This is a genomic window from Parabacteroides sp. CT06 (assembly GCF_002257605.1).
GTDB lineage: Bacteria > Bacteroidota > Bacteroidia > Bacteroidales > Tannerellaceae > Parabacteroides > Parabacteroides distasonis.
Genome location: NZ_CP022754.1, coordinates 3,922,326 through 3,940,203, shown reverse-complemented (window position 1 = coordinate 3,940,203; position 17,878 = coordinate 3,922,326). Strand labels below are relative to the sequence as shown.

The window sequence follows — 17,878 nt, the reverse complement described above, 5'->3', positions numbered from 1 at the left end:
GATAACTCTTTATAAATAAATAATATGGCCTTTAGAAAAGAAAACAAGATAAAGAGTAACTTTTCAAAAATAACCATCGGTCTGGCATCCCCTGAGGAGATCCTAGAGAACTCCAGCGGTGAGGTTTTGAAACCGGAAACAATTAACTATCGTACGTATAAGCCTGAGCGTGACGGTTTGTTCTGTGAGCGTATCTTTGGTCCGATCAAGGACTATGAGTGCCATTGCGGTAAGTACAAGCGTATCCGTTACAAAGGTATTGTCTGCGATCGTTGTGGAGTGGAAGTTACGGAAAAGAAAGTTCGTCGTGAACGTATGGGACACATCCATTTGGTGGTTCCTGTTGCCCATATTTGGTATTTCCGTTCTTTGCCTAATAAAATCGGTTACTTGCTAGGTCTTCCTACCAAGAAACTGGATTCCATCATCTATTACGAACGCTACGTCGTGATCCAGCCGGGTTGCGTAGACACGGTCGGTGAGTTAGACCTATTATCTGAGGAGGAATATCTGGATATTTTGGATAGCCTTCCAAGAGAAAATCAATTGCTAGAGGATACGGATCCGAATAAGTTCATCGCTAAGATCGGCGCTGAGGCTGTTTATGATCTGTTGGCTCGCTTGGACTTGGATTCTCTTTCTTATGAGTTGCGTCACCGTGCGAACACGGACACATCTCAACAGAGAAAGAACGAGGCCTTGAAACGCCTTCAGGTGGTTGAGTCTTTTCGTGCGTCCAGAGGTCGTAACAAACCGGAATGGATGATCATGAAGGTGATCCCGGTGATCCCTCCCGAACTGCGTCCGTTGGTTCCGTTGGACGGTGGCCGTTTCGCTACTTCTGACTTGAATGATTTATATCGTCGTGTTATTATCCGTAATAACCGTTTGAAACGATTGATCGATATTAAGGCTCCGGAAGTGATCTTACGTAATGAGAAACGTATGCTTCAGGAGGCCGTGGACTCTTTGTTTGACAACTCTCGTAAATCGAGCGCTGTTAAGACAGACGCCAATCGTCCGTTGAAGTCCTTGTCCGACAGTTTGAAAGGTAAACAAGGTCGTTTCCGTCAGAACTTGTTGGGTAAGCGTGTTGACTACTCCGCTCGTTCGGTTATTGTCGTAGGTCCGGAATTAAAGATGCACGAGTGCGGTTTGCCGAAGAATATGGCTGCCGAGCTTTATAAGCCTTTCGTTATCCGTAAATTGATCGAACGCGGTATCGTGAAGACGGTGAAATCTGCCAAGAAGATCGTTGACCGTAAGGAACCGGTTGTTTGGGATATTTTGGAGTACGTAATGAAAGGTCACCCGGTATTATTGAACCGTGCCCCGACATTGCACCGTTTGGGTATCCAAGCGTTCCAGCCGAAATTGATCGAGGGTAAGGCTATCCAGTTGCACCCGTTGGCATGTACGGCATTCAACGCCGACTTCGACGGTGACCAGATGGCTGTTCACTTGCCGTTAGGTAATGAGGCTGTTTTGGAAGCTCAAATGTTGATGTTGGCTTCACACAATATCTTGAACCCAGCGAATGGTGCTCCTATTACCGTACCTTCTCAGGATATGGTGCTTGGTTTGTATTATATTACCAAGTTGCGCAAGGGTACACAAGGCGAAGGTTTGACTTTCTATGGTCCGGAAGAGGCTACGATCGCTTACAATGAGAAGAAGTTGGATATCCATGCTCCGATCCATGTTTACGTGGAGGATTTGGATGAGAACGGCAACTTGGTGAAGACGATGGTTGAGACTTCCGTTGGACGTTTGATGGTAAACGAGTTCGTTCCGAAAGAGATTGGTTATGTAAACGAGGTGTTGGGCAAGAAGTCTCTTCGCGACATCATCGGTCGGGTAATCAAGGCTTGTGGTGTGGCTCGTACCGCTCAGTTCTTGGACGATATCAAGAACTTGGGTTACTATATGGCATTCAAGGGTGGTTTGTCCTTCAACTTAGCGGACGTTCTGATCCCGCCTGAAAAGGATGAGTTGGTTCAGAAGGGATACGATGAGGTTGAGCAGATCATGGCTAACTATAATATGGGTTTCATTACCAACAACGAGCGTTATAACCAGATTATCGATACTTGGACACACGTTAATAGTAACTTGTCTAATATCTTGATTAAGCAATTGACGGCGGATAACGATGGATTCAACTCAATCTATATGATGATGGATTCCGGTGCCCGTGGTTCGAAGGAGCAGATTCGTCAGTTGTCCGGTATGCGTGGTTTGATGGCGAAACCGCAGAAGAGTGGTGCAGAAGGTGGTCAGATTATCGAGAACCCGATCCTTTCTAACTTTAAGGAAGGTTTGTCCGTGTTGGAGTACTTTATCTCTACTCACGGTGCTCGTAAAGGTTTGGCCGATACCGCTTTGAAGACTGCCGACGCCGGTTACTTGACTCGTCGTTTGGTTGACGTCTCTCACGACGTGATCGTAAACGAGGAAGACTGTGGTACATTGCGTGGCTTGGTTTGTACGGAATTGAAGAATAACGAGGAGGTGATCGCTTCCTTGTATGAGAGAATCTTAGGTCGTGTATCTGTTCACGATGTGATCCATCCGATTACGGGCGAGGTTATCGTTCGTTCCGGTGAGGAAATCCGTGAGGATGCCGCTAAGGCAATCCAAGACTCTCCGATCGAGAGCGTCGAGATTCGTTCCGTATTGACTTGTGAGTCTAAGAAGGGTGTCTGCGCTAAGTGCTATGGACGTAACTTGGCTACGAACCGCATGGTTCAGAAGGGTGAGGTTGTCGGTGTAATCGCCGCACAGTCTATCGGTGAGCCGGGTACACAGTTGACGTTGCGTACATTCCACGTCGGTGGTATCGCATCCAACATCGCTACAGAGAATAGTATTACATCTAAATATGATGGTATTTTAGAGATCGACGAGCTTCGTGCTGTTGAGGCGGTAGACGAGGTGAGCGGAAAGAAACATTTGGTAGTAGTAAGCCGTTTGGCTGAAATGCGCATTGTTGATCCGAACACGAAGATTGTGTTGTTGACTCATAATATACCTTATGGTTCTAAGTTGTTCTTCAACAACGGTGACTCAATTAAGAAGGGTGACGTGATCATCGAGTGGGACCCGTTCAATGCCGTAATCGTGTCAGAGGTTTCCGGTAAGATCGAGTTCGAGAGTTTGGTAGAGAACGTGACTTACAAGGTTGAGAGTGATGAGACTACCGGTTTGAAGGAGAAGATCATCATCGAGTCTAAGGATAAGACGAAGGCTCCGGCCGCTCATATCGTGGATGAGAATGGTAATTACTTGAAGAACTACTCTTTGCCGTTGGGCGCTCACGTCGTGAAAGACAATGGTGATGTAGTGAAAGCTGGTGAGGTTTTGGTTAAGATCCCTCGTGCCGTAGGTAAGGCCGGTGATATCACCGGTGGTCTTCCTCGTGTAACCGAGTTGTTCGAGGCTCGTAACCCGTCTAACCCTGCTGTCGTATCTGAGATCGACGGAGAGGTAGGATTCGGTAAGATCAAACGTGGTAACCGCGAGATCACCGTAACGTCTAAGTTGGGTGAGGTTAAGAAATATATGGTTCCTCTGTCTAAACAATTATTGGTTCAGGAGAACGACTATATCCGTGCGGGTATGCCGCTATCAGACGGTGCTACCACTCCTTCGGATATCTTGGCGATCAAAGGTCCGACGGCTGTACAGGAATATATCGTGAATGAGGTTCAGGATGTATACCGTCTACAGGGTGTGAAGATCAACGATAAGCACTTCGAGGTTATCGTTCGTCAGATGATGCGTAAGGTAGAGGTGGTTGATCCGGGAGATACTCGCTTCTTGGAGCAGCAGATTGTTGATAAGTTGGAGGTAATGGACGAGAACGATCGTATCTGGGGCAAGAAAGTTGTTACCGATCCGGGAGATTCTCAGACATTGCAGGCCGGACAGATCGTGACTGCACGTAAGTTGAGAGATGAGAATAGTATGTTGAAACGCCGTGATCTTAAGTTGGTCGAGGTACGTGACGCTATTCCGGCTACAGCCAACCAGATCCTTCAAGGTATCACACGTGCCGCTTTGCAGACGAACAGCTTTATGTCCGCCGCATCTTTCCAAGAGACGACGAAAGTATTGAACGAGGCTGCTATCAACGGGAAGGTAGATCGTTTGGAAGGTTTGAAAGAGAACGTTATCTGTGGTCACTTGATTCCTGCCGGTACCGGTCAGCGTGAGTTTGATAAGCTGATCGTAGGCGCAAAGGATGAGTTCGATCGTATCTTCGCTAATCGCAAGAACGTGGTTGATTTCAATGCCATGGACAAAGATGATGAAGAATAGGAACGTTTAATAAACTATAAAGAAAGGCCGGCAGAGCAATCTGTCGGCCTTTTTTGTTCTTCCTTATTTGCTTAATAAATGGATAAACTTTATTTTTGCGAGGTAACAAAGACCATAGATAAATACTGAGACATATAAGAAACATATAATAATCAATATCATGAAGAGAATTTTACTTTGTTTAATGGTGGCTTTATTTGCCACTGGTTGCTTATTCGCTAAAAACAACGATGAGAAAATGAATGTAATGTCTTATAACATCCGTTACGATAATTCGGGTGATAAGGATAATCAATGGAAATTCAGAAGAGATTTCGCTGCTGATTTAGTGAAATTCTATGAGGCGGATGTGTTCGGTGCGCAAGAGGTCTTGAATAATCAGCTGAATGATTTGCTTAATCGTTTACCGGAATACGCTTATGTGGGTGTTGGTCGTGAGGATGGCAAGACGAAAGGGGAGTACGCTCCGATTTTCTATCGTAAGGATCGTTTCTCCGTTGAGAAAAGCGGTAATTTCTGGTTAGCCGAAGATATAAATGCCATTGGTAAGAAAGGTTGGGACGCCGCATGCGAGCGCGTAGCTACTTGGGCGATCTTGAAAGATAAGAATACGGGAAAGAAATTCTTCTTCTTGAATACGCACTTGGATCATATGGGGAAAGTGGCTCGTCATGAAGGAGCTTCATTGGTGCTGGAGCAAGCGAAGAAATTATCCGAGAATTTGCCTATAATCGTGACTGGCGATTTCAATGCCGTGCCTTCTGATGAGCCGATACAAGTATTGACTAATCCGAGTGATCCTCGTCATTTGACTCATTCCCGCACGATCGCAGGGTTTATTTACGGCCCGGAATGGACATTCCATGATTTTGGAAAGATCCCTTACGACAAGCGTGAATGGATTGATTATATCTTCGTGAAAGGGAATATCAAGGTATTGCGTCATGGTGTATTGACTGAAACGTTGAATAACCTGTTCCCATCCGACCATTGCCCGGTAATCAGTACGTTGATACTCGAATAAAAAAGCTTTGTGTGTATGGGGAAAGTAGACGTATTGAAGGAAACTACCCCGCTTTCATCAGAAGATTGCTTCTTGGTCATGCAACGCCCGAAATCGGGGTTTAATTTTCCGTTACATGTACACATGGAGTTTGAGTTGAACTATCTGGAGAATGCCGCTGGCGCTATTCGGATAGTTGGCGATTCGGTCGAGGAAATCGATGATCTGGATTTGGTGTTGATCGCGGGAGGAACGAAGCATGCTTACTCGAACCATAAGTGTCCGTGTAATGGGATCTTTGAGATAACGATACAATTTCATAAATCGTTATTTGATAGCTTGATCAATAGACGGCATTTCAAGACCATGAAGGATATGTTTGATAACGCTTCCAGTGGTCTTGTTTTCAGCCGGGAAATGATACTTGGCATTCAAGATAAATTAAGAATGTTGTCGAACGATAACAAGCCGGATTCTTTCAAGAACCTGTTGCGTTTGGTCGAGATTCTTAAGATTCTATCTTTGGATAAAGCAGCCCGTCGGTTGAATGCCGTGAACACGGTAAAGAACTATAATAATAACGATACCGATCGTTTAGATAGTATCATGTTATATTTACACGAAAATTATCAAAAACGTATCACCTTGTCGGAAGTGGCTAAGTTAACAAATATGAGCGATGCCTCATTGATGCGTTTCTTGAAGAAGTGGACGGGAAAGACATTTATCGATAACTTGAATGAGATCCGGGTAGCCGAGGCGGTATGCCGTTTGACCGATACAAGTGACAGTATTTCTGAAATATGTTACAGGTGCGGTTTTAATAATCTATCGAATTTCAACCGGGTATTCAAACGGCGTAGGGGGAGTACCCCTACAGAGTACAGGGAGAAATATTCCCGTTCGAGGTTTATAATTTAAAACATGATTTAAAGCATGTTTACATTGATTTGTGTCAAGTGTTGATGATATAGTATTATTTATTGCACATATAGTATTTGGTGGTCTTTGCTAAAGCCCTTACTTTTGTAAAGTTCAAGTGAAAGAGATTAGCACTTAGACAAAACAAACCTTAACTAAAACGCCAAAACCAATTATATCAAACACAAAAGGTATTTTTACATTGGTCTAAAGAATTGAGAATTAAAAACACAACTAGAAAACGACTGCCTGAGAAGGTAGTCGTTTTTGCATTTATAGTCTTCAACCCCTTTGTAACCCGGAATAAATATGTATATTTGTCTTCGCAATTTTTAATCACCATAAATTTAAAAGAAGAAAGTATGGAAAACAACAAACCTGCCAATAACGAGATTCAGATCGAGTTATCTGAAGAGATGGCACAAGGAACTTACGCCAATTTGGCTATTATATCTCATTCAAGCTCTGAATTTATCCTAGATTTCATCCGGGTGGTTCCGGGAGCTCCTAAGGCACAAGTAAAAAGCCGCGTAATCTTAACTCCGGATAACGCTCAACGTTTGTTATTCGCTTTGCAAGACAATATCAAGAAATTTGGGGAGCAACTTCAAGCAGGAAATAATAATAACAAAACAGCTAATTTTGAGGACTTCGCAGGTCCGACAGGAGAGGCTTAATAGATTTGTTTTCAGCCATAGAAAGAGTACTTTTCTACAAGAGTAGGGGAGTACTCTTTTATTGTTGGGATGGCTCGTTTACATTGAAAAACCTTGATGCCTATTCTTAGATGCTTACAATGGGCATTCTAAGGTGTTAAGAATGCCTGTTATAAACACCTAAGAATGCCCATCGTAAAGAATACACTATCTCTCTATCCTAAAGATTAGATAATCCCATCAATATTTTTTTCAATACGGTTTGTGCGGAGATCTCACGGTTTGCCGCCTCGGGGATTACGATACTTTGCGGGCTCTCTATCACATCATCGGAAACGATCATATTGCGGCGAACCGGCAAGCAATGCATGAAATAAGCGTTATTCGTAAGCGCCATTTTCTCTGCGTCTACGGTCCAGCTACGATCAGTGCTGATTACTTGTCCGTAATTCGGATCTTTATAAGCGGACCAGTTCTTTGCGTAAATGAAATCCGCTCCTTCAAAAGCCTTCTTCTGATCGTATTCCACTTTAGCGTTGCCTACGAATCTAGGATCAAGCTCATAACCTTCCGGATGAGTGATAACAAACTCATAATCTGTAGCGTTCATCCATTCGGCAAAGCTGTTTGGAACGGCTTGCGGCAATGATTTCGGATGAGGAGCCCAAGTCATGACTACCTTCGGACGAGCTGTTTTCTTATATTCCTCTATCGTGATCAAGTCGGCGAAACTTTGCAACGGATGGCGTGTCGCCGCTTCCATGCTAAATACCGGCCGGCCGGAATGCTCGATGAACTGACTCAATATCTTTTCGTTATAATCATCTTCTTTATTCTCAAAGCGTGCGAAAGAACGGACCCCGATCACATCGCAGTAACAGCCCATTACAGGAACAGCTTCCAGCAAATGCTCCGGTTTATCACCATCCATGATAACACCTCGCTCTGTTTCCAGCTTCCATGCACCTTGGTTAACGTCCAAAACGATCGTGTTCATACCTAAGTTCATGGCAGCCTTTTGGGTGCTTAAGCGGGTACGTAGGCTTGAGTTGAAAAATATCATCAACAACGTCTTGTTTTTTCCCAGTTCACTAAACTGGAAACGATCTTTCTTGATCTCGAAAGCTTCATTAAGCGCTTGTTTCAAGTCACCTAAATCCTGTACGCAAGTGAAATGTCTCATATCTGTTACAATAATATTTTGTTAAAGGCAAAGATAATGACTACTTGTCAATTATCCTTTAGAAAGACCAAGGAATTGTTTAAGAGATCGTATCCGGAGGTGTTATGGGTAGTTTGAAACTGAAGGTAGAACCTTTCCCTTCCTCCGAGTTCACCCAAATGGTACCTCCCATGGCGGTAACCAGACCTTTACAGATTGAAAGTCCCAATCCGGTACCCGGTTCAAATTCGTTCAATTGCAGGAATCGCTCGAAGATGTGCCCTAGTTTGTCCTTCGGGATGCCGTTGCCTGTATCGGACACGTAAAATTGCACGCTGACCGGATACAACGATTGGTATCCGAAATGAATTTCTCCTTTCTCCGTATATCGGAGGGCGTTAGAAAGTAGTTTTTTCAAGATAAGCATAAGCTTATGTTTATCCGTGTGAAGAGATACGTTTGGAGAATCATCCAAGATTAACCGTACGTTTTCGGATATGCGGGGAGAGGCGTATTCGTATACATCGTGCATGATAGCGAGCGGATTTACATCCTCATATGACCAATTGATCGTATTGGACTCGATTCTGGACATCTCGAGTGTGTCATTGATTAATTCGAGCAAAGCCGTGTTATTTTCTTTAATCATGGAAATATACTGTTCACGCATTTCCGGATCATCTTCCAGTCCTAACATATCGGAGAAGCCGACGATGGCATTTAGCGGAGTCCGGATCTCGTGCGTCATATTTGCCAGAAACGTAGATTTCAATAGGGAAAGATCCTTGGATTTCTGATGATCCGCGATAGCTAGCTCGTCGTTTTCCTTTTCGATAATGCTACCTATAATGACATGTGGGGTGCCGCTTTCATCAATATCCATGCTTTTACCCGATATTTCATACATCTTATAAGTCCCGTCTTGATTCCTCAGGTGGAAGGTGACGTTGTGAGACGATAATTTCTCGTCCCGGATTTTATTGAACAGATAGAAGAAATCCAAACTATCCTCGGGCTTACGTACGGATGATAAAGCCCTGCATATAAACCTGTTTTTATCTAATAGAGTATTGGTCGTGCCGTAGAATTGAAAACAGCGGTTACAATGCTTTTTGTCGCAAGTGGAGAAACGGTCGAAGCTGAATGAGTAAGCGGCTAATTTACCGTCTTCCAACGCTTGCCGCATCAATATCCGGCTCTCGTTCAATTGTCCCATCAATAGTTTATTTTCCCTGTCAGTTTCTTTTTCTCCCTGCTGCGTAAGCCAAAGCGTATACCCGCTAAGCCCCTGTTCATCGGTATAGATGGGTTCTACTTTAAACGTGACGGGCTCTTCGCATATAATTGCGTCACCTTTTCTTAAAGATGACTTCAAGGAATCGGTTAGTACGATGTTATTAAATAGATGTTCTATAATAAAGTCATGCTTATCCGCCAAGGAAAAATGAGCGAACATCGCCTTATTCAAGTCTATCAGATTTCCTTCCGTATCATAGATAGCCCCTCCTAAAGGACAGGAATAGAATGTATTTGAAACTAAAGTGTTGAAAATATTTGAATCTATTACTGTTGACATTATTCGTTTAGATTTAAGTGTTGTTCAAGAAGAAAGAGACAGGCGAGTTCCTATATTCTCGTCTGCCCGTCTCCTTCTATGATGTATTTATAAGTCGTTAATTCAGGAAGCGCCATCGGTCCCCGGGCATGTAGCTTTTGGGTACTGATTCCGATCTCCGCCCCGAATCCGAATTGGGCCCCATCAGTAAAGGCGGTAGATACATTTGCGTATACGCAAGCGGCATCTACCAATTGCTGGAAGCGCCGGATAGTTTCCGGATCTTCGCTGATTATGCTTTCGCTATGTTTTGAACTGTAGCGGGCGATATGTGATAGAACCTCGTCTAAAGAGGATACGGTACGGATACTCATTTTGTAATCGAGGAACTCGGTACCGAAACTGTTTTCGTTAGCCTGTTGTAAAAGCGTCTCCGGATAATGTTCGGATAGAGCGGCATAAGCCGGTTCGTCCGCATAAATGATTACGTTGCTGTCCGGAAGCTTTTCACAGATATACGGAAGATCAGATAGACGTTCTCGGTGGATGATTAAGCAATCCAAGGCATTACATACGCTGACCCTCCGTGTCTTTGCGTTATTTACGATCTCACGTCCCTTGCCTTTATCTCCGGAGCGATCAAAATAGGTATGACAGATACCAGCGCCAGTCTCGATCACCGGAACTTTCGCATGTTCCCGGACAAAGTGAATCAAGGAACTGCTTCCACGAGGAATGATTAAGTCAACCAAGCCGACCGCTCCCAGTAATTCCGCCGTAGCCTCTCGATCCGGAGGTAGTAAAGTGCATACAGCCGGATTTATACCCTGACGCTCCAATACAGAATGGATGATGCGTACCAAGGCTCGGTTAGAGAAGTCCGCATCCGATCCACCCTTTAGTACGCAAACATTACCGCTTCGGAAACATAAGGAAAAAACATCGAAGGTAACATTCGGACGAGCCTCATAGATCACGCCGATCACCCCGAAAGGCACGGTTACTTTTCGGATAACCATTCCGTTCGGGCGGATAGTCTCACTCAAGACCTTATTTAATGGAGAAGGTAATGTCGATACATTCTCCATATCGGCGGCGATACCTTGTAGCCTTTCCTCTGTTAATTTCAGCCGGTCGTATTTCGGGTTCGCTGGGTCCATACGTTCCAGATCTTGGCGATTCGCGGCGAGTACCTCCTCCGTATGAGTCCGTAGAACCTGCGCTGTCTCCTTTAAGATCCCGATAATCGTTTGATCCGATAGCGTTATCAATTGTTTAGCCGCATCCGATGCCTGTCGCAGCATATCTTTTACATTCATACTTTTTAATCCAGATATAGATAATCATAATGTATAAGCGGTTTTAAATCCCGTTGCCCTATTTGCTTACGTGCTTCCTCGCTGTCATAGGCGGTACAGCCTACGCCGATTTGCACGCCTTCCTCATTCATTATCTTTACGATATCATCTTTTTCGAAATCACCCTCGATGCGGGTTACTCCAACCAATAATACGCTAGTCGCTTTCGGGGCGGTCAATGCCTCCTCGGCTCCTTTATTGATATGTATTTCCCCTTTGGCGAAACCCTCGGAGTGGGCGATCCATTTCTTTACGCTGCTGACGGGTTTCGAGGCCGGAATGAAACGGGTGCAGACCGTGTCGCTATCCACCGCCAATAACATCGGAAGGATATTATCCTTTTTGCCGTTGGCGATGATAACCGCAATACCTTCGTCCGCCACTTTTTGGGCGATATGACATTTCGTCAACATACCTCCCCGTCCAAAGGATGATTTGCTAGTCTGTACATATTCCGACAAATCTGTTTTCCCACATTCGATTTCCCGGATCACGGAACTATCCGGGTCCGACGGATTTCCATTGTAAATCCCGTCTATATTACTGAGAATCACCAAGGCATCCATTCCCATCATCGTAGCGATCAAGCCGGATAACTCATCATTATCCGTGAACATCAACTCGGTTACGGATATCGTATCATTCTCATTTACGATGGGGATCACCTTGTTTTCAAGCATTACCTCCATGCAATGCTTCTGGTTCAGGTAATGCGTACGACTCCCGAAATTCTCTTTTGTAGTAAGCACTTGCCCGCAAGTCATGCCATGCTCCCGGAATAACTCGTAATACCGGTTGATCAACTTGGCCTGTCCTACCGCCGAATACAGTTGCCGGGCTGATACGGGATCCAGCTTTTTGCCGGCCTTTATCTCGCTTCGTCCAGAAGCCACGGCACCGGAGGAGATCAAGACGATCTCCATACCTTGCCGGTGCAAGTCCGCTACTTGGTCAACCAACGCGGACATGCGGGTGATATCTAGCGTCCCATCCTTGCGGGTCAGGACATTGCTTCCTATTTTTACAGCGATCCTTTTCAAGAAAGTTATGATTTATTATTTATTATCTTTATCCCGGATCTCTACCCGTCGGATCTTTCCGCTGATTGTTTTCGGCAGTTCGTCCACGAATTCGACAACACGGGGATATTTGTAAGGAGCGGTGACACGTTTCACGTGATTTTGCAATTCTTTGACCAAGGCATCACCCGCTTTATCCTTATAATCCTTCGCCAATACGATCGTGGCCTTTACTACCTGTCCGCGGATCTCGTCGGGGACACCGGTGATAGCACATTCCACTACCGCAGGGTGAGTCATCAAGGCACTTTCCACCTCGAACGGCCCGATACGATAGCCTGAACTCTTGATCACGTCGTCCGCGCGGCCAACGAACCATAAGTAACCATCCTCGTCACGCCAAGCCACGTCTCCCGTGTAATACAGGCCATCGTGCCAAGCTTCCCGGGTACGTTCTGCGTCCCGGTAATATTCCTTGAATAACCCGATAGGCTTGCCATTTGTTGTGTGGATCACGATCTGTCCTTGCTCGCCATCCTCCGCACGGCTTCCGTCCGGACGCAATAAATCGACATCGTACTGCGGGTTGGGAACACCCATAGAGCCCGGTTTCGGCTCCATCCACGGGAAAGTGGCGACTGTCAGCGTAGTCTCTGTCTGGCCGAAGCCTTCCATCAATTTAATGCCGGTCAACTTATAGAACGTGTCGAACACGGCGGGGTTCAAGGCCTCGCCGGCGATCGTACAATATTGTAAAGATGATAAATCGTATTTAGTCATATCCTCACGAATTAAGAAACGGAAGATCGTAGGAGGAGCGCAAAGCGAGGTGATCCGGTAATCCTGTATCATCTGCAACATATCAGCAGGCGTGAATTTCTCGTGGTCGTAAACAAATACGGTCGCTCCGGCGATCCATTGCCCATATAGCTTACCCCAAACTGCCTTGCCCCAGCCCGTATCCGCGATCGTCAGGTGAAGGCTGTCCTTATGCAAGTTGTGCCAGAAACTACCGGTCACGATATGCCCCAGCGGATACGTAAAGTCGTGGGCCACCATTTTCGGGTTTCCAGTCGTACCGGAGGTGAAATACATCAAAGAGATATCGTCATTGCTATTTGGGTGAGACGGGCGGACGAAAGGAGCGGCGTTTTGGATACCCTGTTGGAAATCCTCGAAACCTTCCGGTATTTCCGGCCCTACGGATACAACACTTTTTACGGTCGGTGAGTCCGGCAAAGCCTCTATGATATGTTTCGTTATCACTTCCTCTCCGGCGCAAACGATCATCTTGATATCGGCGGCATTCGCACGATAAACGATATCTTTCTTGGTCAGTAAGTGTGTAGCCGGTATCACGACAGCCCCTAATTTATGCAATGCGATGATAGAGAACCAGAACTCATAACGACGTTTGAGTATCAGCATCACCATATCGCCATGTCCGATCCCCAAGGATTGGAAATAAGAAGCCGTCTGGTCCGTATACCGTTTCAAGTCGGCAAACGTAAAATCAATATGCTCTCCATGATCGTTTGTCCAACATAACGCTTTCTTATCCGGCTCTTCCTCCGCCCAAGCGTCTACCACATCATATCCGAAGTTGAAGTTCTCCGGAACCTTGATCTTGAAGTTTTTAATAAAATCCTCTTGCGACTCAAACGTCGTTTTATCTATAAATCTTTCTAACATAAACTGTTTTTGATTTATGATCTATGATTTGTGATTTATGGATGTCGATGCAAGAGGCTCCATAAATCATAAATCATAAATCAAAATTCATAAATCATAATATGACGGCCAAGAAACTGACCTTTTCCCCATCCAGCGCTTTCATACCGTGAGGAAGCTCTGAGTTAAAATAAATACTATCACCTTCTTCTAAGATAAGATCTTTATTGTTGATCTGTAGTAACAGACGTCCTTTTAATACCATATTGTATTCTTGCCCCGGATGGGAATTGAGATACATCGGCTCATCCTCTGGTTTGGGATGTACGGTTACCAAGAAGGGGTCCGCTTTACGTCCGACGAAACCGGCGGCCAATGATTGGTACTTATAGGCTTTCGTACGCTCTACGGCAACACCTTTTCCGTTACGAGTAATAAAGTACGTACTCATTTTAGGCTCGTCGCCAAACATCAACGTGGTTAATTCTACGCCATAAGCCTGTGAGATCTGGTGCAATACGCTAACGGAAATATCAACCGTGCCGCTTTCCAGCAGCAAATATTGCTCAGTCGTGAGGTTGCAGACCTTTGCCATTTCTTCCGGCGTAATCTCCAGTGCGTCCCGTAATCCGGCCAGACGCTCTGCGATTTGTTGTATCTGTTCGTTCATTTTGCTGAAGTTATTGTATTATGTCGCTCCAAAGATAGGAATAAAAAGCAAAAAGAAGGTGAAAGCCCTTGTTTTCTTTTCTAATTAACAGGTATGGATAGGATGGTTGAGGATTATAATGAATAGGCGCTTCATTTGCTTCCGGATGGAGAATGGTGATTTATATATATGGGCGATTATCATTTTGACATTTTGTAAACTCAAGTGCCGGAGAGTCGCATATTCCGGACGGAGGTACACCTTGTTGCTAAAAACGGGAAAAAATAACAGCAACTACTTGTTCCCTTGATTGTTATCGAAAAAAGGGTGTTTATTCTAGCTGAAGGAATTCATCCTAGTTCATATTTATTAGAGCGCAAGCCTTGTTTTTATCCGGATCGGAGCGTATTTACATACGGTTATATCGCTTCATGAGACTAAATGTATCGCTTTACGTCTCCTATTGTATGGGATAACGCCGCTAGTCGCATCACTTTACGCCGGTATCCGTGTGAAAAAGCAAGGCTTTTTGAGTGGAAAATGGCCTTCAAACGTGCTTTTTACCATCTTCTAGTATCTGATTGAGCCCTTTTTAAAAAGAGATGTGTCAGAATTATTCCATTAATTTAAGCAAATAGATAGGATTACCTCATCAATATAATCTCCTTCACCTCATGATCCTTGATAAGGGCATACATGATATGTCCGGCAATTATAAGCTATTCGGCATTTTTCTTTAGCCATTCTAACCGGCGCTGATCCGGGAGGTGTTTTACCTTGAAATGCTCGAATGTCACATTAAATCCTTTCCCGTCGGGACAAGCGGCCATAAACCCGACTTGTACGGGGATATTGTCTTGTAGCCAAGCGTTACGCATAAGGGTGTATTCCTTATCATCGAATGAGTAGAAGATCTCCACGGCGTCCAATCTCCGGACAGCTTTTATCCATACATAAGGGATCGCTTTGTCTAAGGTGATAACGCTCCAGTCGGAGGTCTTATGCGTAACGACCGCGCTTAGGTTGTATTTACCATCCACGAACTCTATACCGGCTTTTATATAATTTTCATGATTGATGCGAAGCATCAGGCCGGCTTGGTCAAAACGCTGCTTGTAATCGCCGGTTATCTTGACTTTCACTTCGAATTCACCCCCATAAGTCGCATAATAAAAAGGAGCGTCATCTACCGTAAACCCGTAATGGGAAATCCTCCAATAGTCACTTTGGGGAGTGACCTGCATGGAAAGTGACTTGTCTTTAATCTCCCATTGCTCCGGCTCGTTGAACCATTGCATCTTATCTAATGATTGCGCCCCGCAAAATTGCAAAGAGGCGACAATAACAAAACTCAGTAATACTAATTTTCTCATTTTACTTCTTATTTCTTATTTTGATTCTTTCTATTCCCGTAAGAAGTTAATGTTATTAACCTTACCTCCGCAAAGGTAACGTGTTATTATAGATCGCGCAATGATTCTGTGATTTTATCTAGGAAGGAAAAGTAAGGGTTAATGTGTTTTCGTCTATTCGTATTTGATAACCTCGACCGGGCAGCTTTCGGCAGCCTCTTTAATACCCGCCTCGAAATCATCGAAATTAACTCCTTCGTTTACACGTGAACGATCTGTAACAGTGAATACTTCCGGGCAAATGCCCTCGCATGTACCGCAAGCGATGCAATCCTCTTCAATCCAAACTCTTTTAATTGCCATAATTTTATTCCTTTAAGATGATTAATATGTTAATGTAACAAACAACTTTCGCGGATTGTTTTCGGGAGAGGTCTTTTAGATCATTGTATAGACCGTGAAATGAGCTTATCTTTGGTTGATATATATTAACGTTTACACGCCACTGTTTTAAAATAAATTTGCTACGTTTACAGCAGAAAGTTTCATTGAATAACCATTTAAAAAATCTGAAGTATTATGGATAATGCTATTTTTAGATTTCCTAAACCCATTAATGAGCCGGTAAAAGCGTATGCTCCCGGATCAAGTGAAAAAGCATCCTTAAAGAAAGCGTTGGCGCAGATAAGTTCCGAGGAATGGGATATACCTCTGGTAATTGGCGGAAAAGAGATCCGTACGGGTAATACCGGTAAGGTCGTTATGCCTCATGATCATCATCATGTATTGGCTACTTATCATAAGGCGGGCGAGAAAGAAGTACAAATGGCTATCGACGCCGCCATGAAAGCGCATAAGGAATGGTCAGAACTTCCATGGGTGGAACGTGCGTCTATTATGCTTCGTGTAGCTGAGTTGTTGGCTACGAAATATCGTTATATCCTGAACGCTTCGGTTATGTTGGGACAGAGCAAGAATCCGTTCCAAGCGGAGATCGACGCTCCCTGCGAATTGATCGATTTCTTGCGTTTCAGTACCTTCTACGCTAGTCAAGTATATGCCGATCAACCCTATTCCGAGACGGGTATATTGAATCGTATGGAATACCGAGCCTTGGAAGGTTTCGTGTTCTCGCTCACGCCGTTTAATTTTACGTCGATCGCTTCCAACCTGAATATGGCTCCGGCTATGATGGGTAACGTGGCGGTATGGAAACCGTCTACTACGGCGATCCATTCGAACTATTTCTTGATGAAGGTTTTCCAAGAGGCCGGCTTGCCCGATGGCGTAGTGAATTTCATCCCGGGACAGGGTAGCGTGATCGGTAAGGTGATTACGGGTAGCCGTGATTTGGCGGGATTCCATTTTACGGGCTCTACCTCTACGTTCAATACCTTGTGGCGTCAGATCGGAGAGAACTTGGGGCATTATAAATCTTATCCGAAGATCGTAGGCGAGACAGGTGGCAAGAACTTTATCTTCGCTCATCCTTCCGCTCCGGCGTTGGATGTGGCTACCGCTATCGTACGCGGCGCGTTCGAGTATCAGGGGCAGAAGTGCTCGGCGGGTTCCCGGGCCTATATCCCGGCTTCTCTCTGGAAAGAGGTGAAAGATTACGTGGGCGATATGCTGAAAGAGATCAAGATGGGTGACGTGCAGGATTTCACGAACTTTGTCAATGCCGTGATCGATGAGGCTTCGTTCGATAACATCATGAGTTATATCGATTATGCGAAACAGTCTCCGGACGCAGAGGTTCTTTTTGGTGGTAACGGGGACAAATCTGTAGGTTATTTCGTGGAGCCAACGGTTATCCAGACCACGGACCCGATGTTCAAGAGCATGGTAGAGGAAATCTTCGGGCCGGTGATTACGATCTACGTATATGACGACGCTAAATATGAGGAGACTTTGGAACTTTGTGATCGTACTTCTCCGTACGGATTGACGGGTTCTATTTTCGCCCGTGATCGCTATGCGATCGATAAGGCATTCAATACCTTGCGCTATTCGGCCGGTAATTTCTATATCAATGATAAACCGACCGGCGCCGTGATCGCCCAGCAACCGTTCGGCGGTTCCCGTGCGTCCGGAACGAATGACAAGGCCGGTGGCCCGCTGAACTTGATTCGTTGGACGAATCCTCGTTGTATCAAGGAATGTTTGGTTCCTCCGACGAGCTACGGGTATCCGTTCTTAGGTGAGAAATAAT

Annotated in this window: 13 protein-coding genes; 5 read left to right on the top strand and 8 right to left on the bottom strand. The window is 44.8% G+C overall.

Translation table 11 applies throughout. The annotated features are described in order from the left end of the window. Nucleotides 1-24 precede the first annotated feature (24 nt). The 4 genes from rpoC (at nucleotide 25) to CI960_RS17490 (ending at nucleotide 6,921) form a co-directional block, all read left to right on the top strand. The gene (rpoC, locus tag CI960_RS17505) at nucleotides 25-4,320 is read left to right on the top strand and encodes a DNA-directed RNA polymerase subunit beta' (protein WP_005854222.1); all 4,296 of its coding nucleotides are present in this window, start codon (nucleotides 25-27) and stop codon (nucleotides 4,318-4,320) included. Between the two features lie 160 nt (nucleotides 4,321-4,480). Beyond that, complete coding sequence (locus CI960_RS17500) at nucleotides 4,481-5,344, top strand: endonuclease/exonuclease/phosphatase family protein (RefSeq protein ID WP_005854223.1); 864 nt, start codon at nucleotides 4,481-4,483, stop codon at nucleotides 5,342-5,344. A 15-nt stretch (nucleotides 5,345-5,359) separates the two neighbouring features. Beyond that, the gene (locus CI960_RS17495) at nucleotides 5,360-6,244 is read left to right on the top strand and encodes an AraC family transcriptional regulator (RefSeq protein ID WP_005854224.1); all 885 of its coding nucleotides are present in this window, start codon (nucleotides 5,360-5,362) and stop codon (nucleotides 6,242-6,244) included. Nucleotides 6,245-6,606: 362 nt separating this feature from the next. Beyond that, entirely contained in the window at nucleotides 6,607-6,921 is a 315-nt protein-coding gene (locus tag CI960_RS17490; protein WP_005854225.1) for a DUF3467 domain-containing protein, read from the top strand. Between the two features lie 199 nt (nucleotides 6,922-7,120). Here CI960_RS17490 and CI960_RS17485 read toward each other — a convergent pair whose 3' ends face one another. The 8 genes from CI960_RS17485 to CI960_RS17450 form a co-directional block, all read right to left on the bottom strand. Then, complete coding sequence (locus CI960_RS17485) at nucleotides 7,121-8,083, bottom strand: N-acetylornithine carbamoyltransferase (RefSeq protein WP_005854226.1); 963 nt, start codon at nucleotides 8,081-8,083, stop codon at nucleotides 7,121-7,123. Nucleotides 8,084-8,162: 79 nt separating this feature from the next. Beyond that, a complete protein-coding gene (locus tag CI960_RS17480; protein ID WP_005854227.1) occupies nucleotides 8,163-9,638 on the bottom strand; it encodes a HAMP domain-containing sensor histidine kinase in 1,476 nt (491 codons plus the stop codon). Between the two features lie 50 nt (nucleotides 9,639-9,688). Continuing rightward, complete coding sequence (locus CI960_RS17475; RefSeq protein ID WP_005854228.1) at nucleotides 9,689-10,936, bottom strand: glutamate-5-semialdehyde dehydrogenase; 1,248 nt, start codon at nucleotides 10,934-10,936, stop codon at nucleotides 9,689-9,691. Between the two features lie 5 nt (nucleotides 10,937-10,941). Then, nucleotides 10,942-12,015, bottom strand: coding sequence for a glutamate 5-kinase (gene proB / locus CI960_RS17470; protein ID WP_005854230.1), 1,074 nt, complete (start codon nucleotides 12,013-12,015; stop codon nucleotides 10,942-10,944). Nucleotides 12,016-12,030: 15 nt separating this feature from the next. After that, a complete protein-coding gene (locus CI960_RS17465; RefSeq protein WP_005854232.1) occupies nucleotides 12,031-13,686 on the bottom strand; it encodes an AMP-binding protein in 1,656 nt (551 codons plus the stop codon). A gap of 94 nt (nucleotides 13,687-13,780) precedes the next feature. Then, nucleotides 13,781-14,335, bottom strand: coding sequence for a helix-turn-helix domain-containing protein (locus CI960_RS17460; RefSeq protein ID WP_005854235.1), 555 nt, complete (start codon nucleotides 14,333-14,335; stop codon nucleotides 13,781-13,783). Nucleotides 14,336-15,033: 698 nt separating this feature from the next. Then, the gene (locus CI960_RS17455; protein ID WP_005854236.1) at nucleotides 15,034-15,687 is read right to left on the bottom strand and encodes a DUF1349 domain-containing protein; all 654 of its coding nucleotides are present in this window, start codon (nucleotides 15,685-15,687) and stop codon (nucleotides 15,034-15,036) included. 153 nt (nucleotides 15,688-15,840) lie between these two features. Beyond that, on the bottom strand, nucleotides 15,841-16,029 hold the full coding sequence (locus CI960_RS17450; RefSeq protein WP_005854237.1) for a ferredoxin: 189 nt from the start codon (nucleotides 16,027-16,029) through the stop codon (nucleotides 15,841-15,843). A 216-nt stretch (nucleotides 16,030-16,245) separates the two neighbouring features. Between CI960_RS17450 and pruA the strand changes: the two genes are divergently transcribed. Continuing rightward, nucleotides 16,246-17,877, top strand: a complete 1,632-nt coding sequence (gene pruA, locus CI960_RS17445; protein ID WP_005854238.1) for an L-glutamate gamma-semialdehyde dehydrogenase — start codon at nucleotides 16,246-16,248, stop codon at nucleotides 17,875-17,877. Nucleotide 17,878: the final 1 nt, after the last annotated feature.

What these genes read in the sequence shown, in the direction of transcription:
- rpoC (WP_005854222.1), top strand. Translation starts at nt 25, where the DNA reads ATGGCCTTTAGAAAAGAAAACAAGATAAAGAGTAACTTTTCAAAAATA.
- CI960_RS17500 (WP_005854223.1), top strand. Translation starts at nt 4,481, where the DNA reads ATGAAGAGAATTTTACTTTGTTTAATGGTGGCTTTATTTGCCACTGGT.
- CI960_RS17495 (WP_005854224.1), top strand. Translation starts at nt 5,360, where the DNA reads ATGGGGAAAGTAGACGTATTGAAGGAAACTACCCCGCTTTCATCAGAA.
- CI960_RS17490 (WP_005854225.1), top strand. Translation starts at nt 6,607, where the DNA reads ATGGAAAACAACAAACCTGCCAATAACGAGATTCAGATCGAGTTATCT.
- CI960_RS17485 (WP_005854226.1), bottom strand. Translation starts at nt 8,083, where the DNA reads ATGAGACATTTCACTTGCGTACAGGATTTAGGTGACTTGAAACAAGCG.
- CI960_RS17480 (WP_005854227.1), bottom strand. Translation starts at nt 9,638, where the DNA reads ATGTCAACAGTAATAGATTCAAATATTTTCAACACTTTAGTTTCAAAT.
- CI960_RS17475 (WP_005854228.1), bottom strand. Translation starts at nt 10,936, where the DNA reads ATGAATGTAAAAGATATGCTGCGACAGGCATCGGATGCGGCTAAACAA.
- CI960_RS17465 (WP_005854232.1), bottom strand. Translation starts at nt 13,686, where the DNA reads ATGTTAGAAAGATTTATAGATAAAACGACGTTTGAGTCGCAAGAGGAT.
- CI960_RS17460 (WP_005854235.1), bottom strand. Translation starts at nt 14,335, where the DNA reads ATGAACGAACAGATACAACAAATCGCAGAGCGTCTGGCCGGATTACGG.
- CI960_RS17455 (WP_005854236.1), bottom strand. Translation starts at nt 15,687, where the DNA reads ATGAGAAAATTAGTATTACTGAGTTTTGTTATTGTCGCCTCTTTGCAA.
- CI960_RS17450 (WP_005854237.1), bottom strand. Translation starts at nt 16,029, where the DNA reads ATGGCAATTAAAAGAGTTTGGATTGAAGAGGATTGCATCGCTTGCGGT.
- pruA (WP_005854238.1), top strand. Translation starts at nt 16,246, where the DNA reads ATGGATAATGCTATTTTTAGATTTCCTAAACCCATTAATGAGCCGGTA.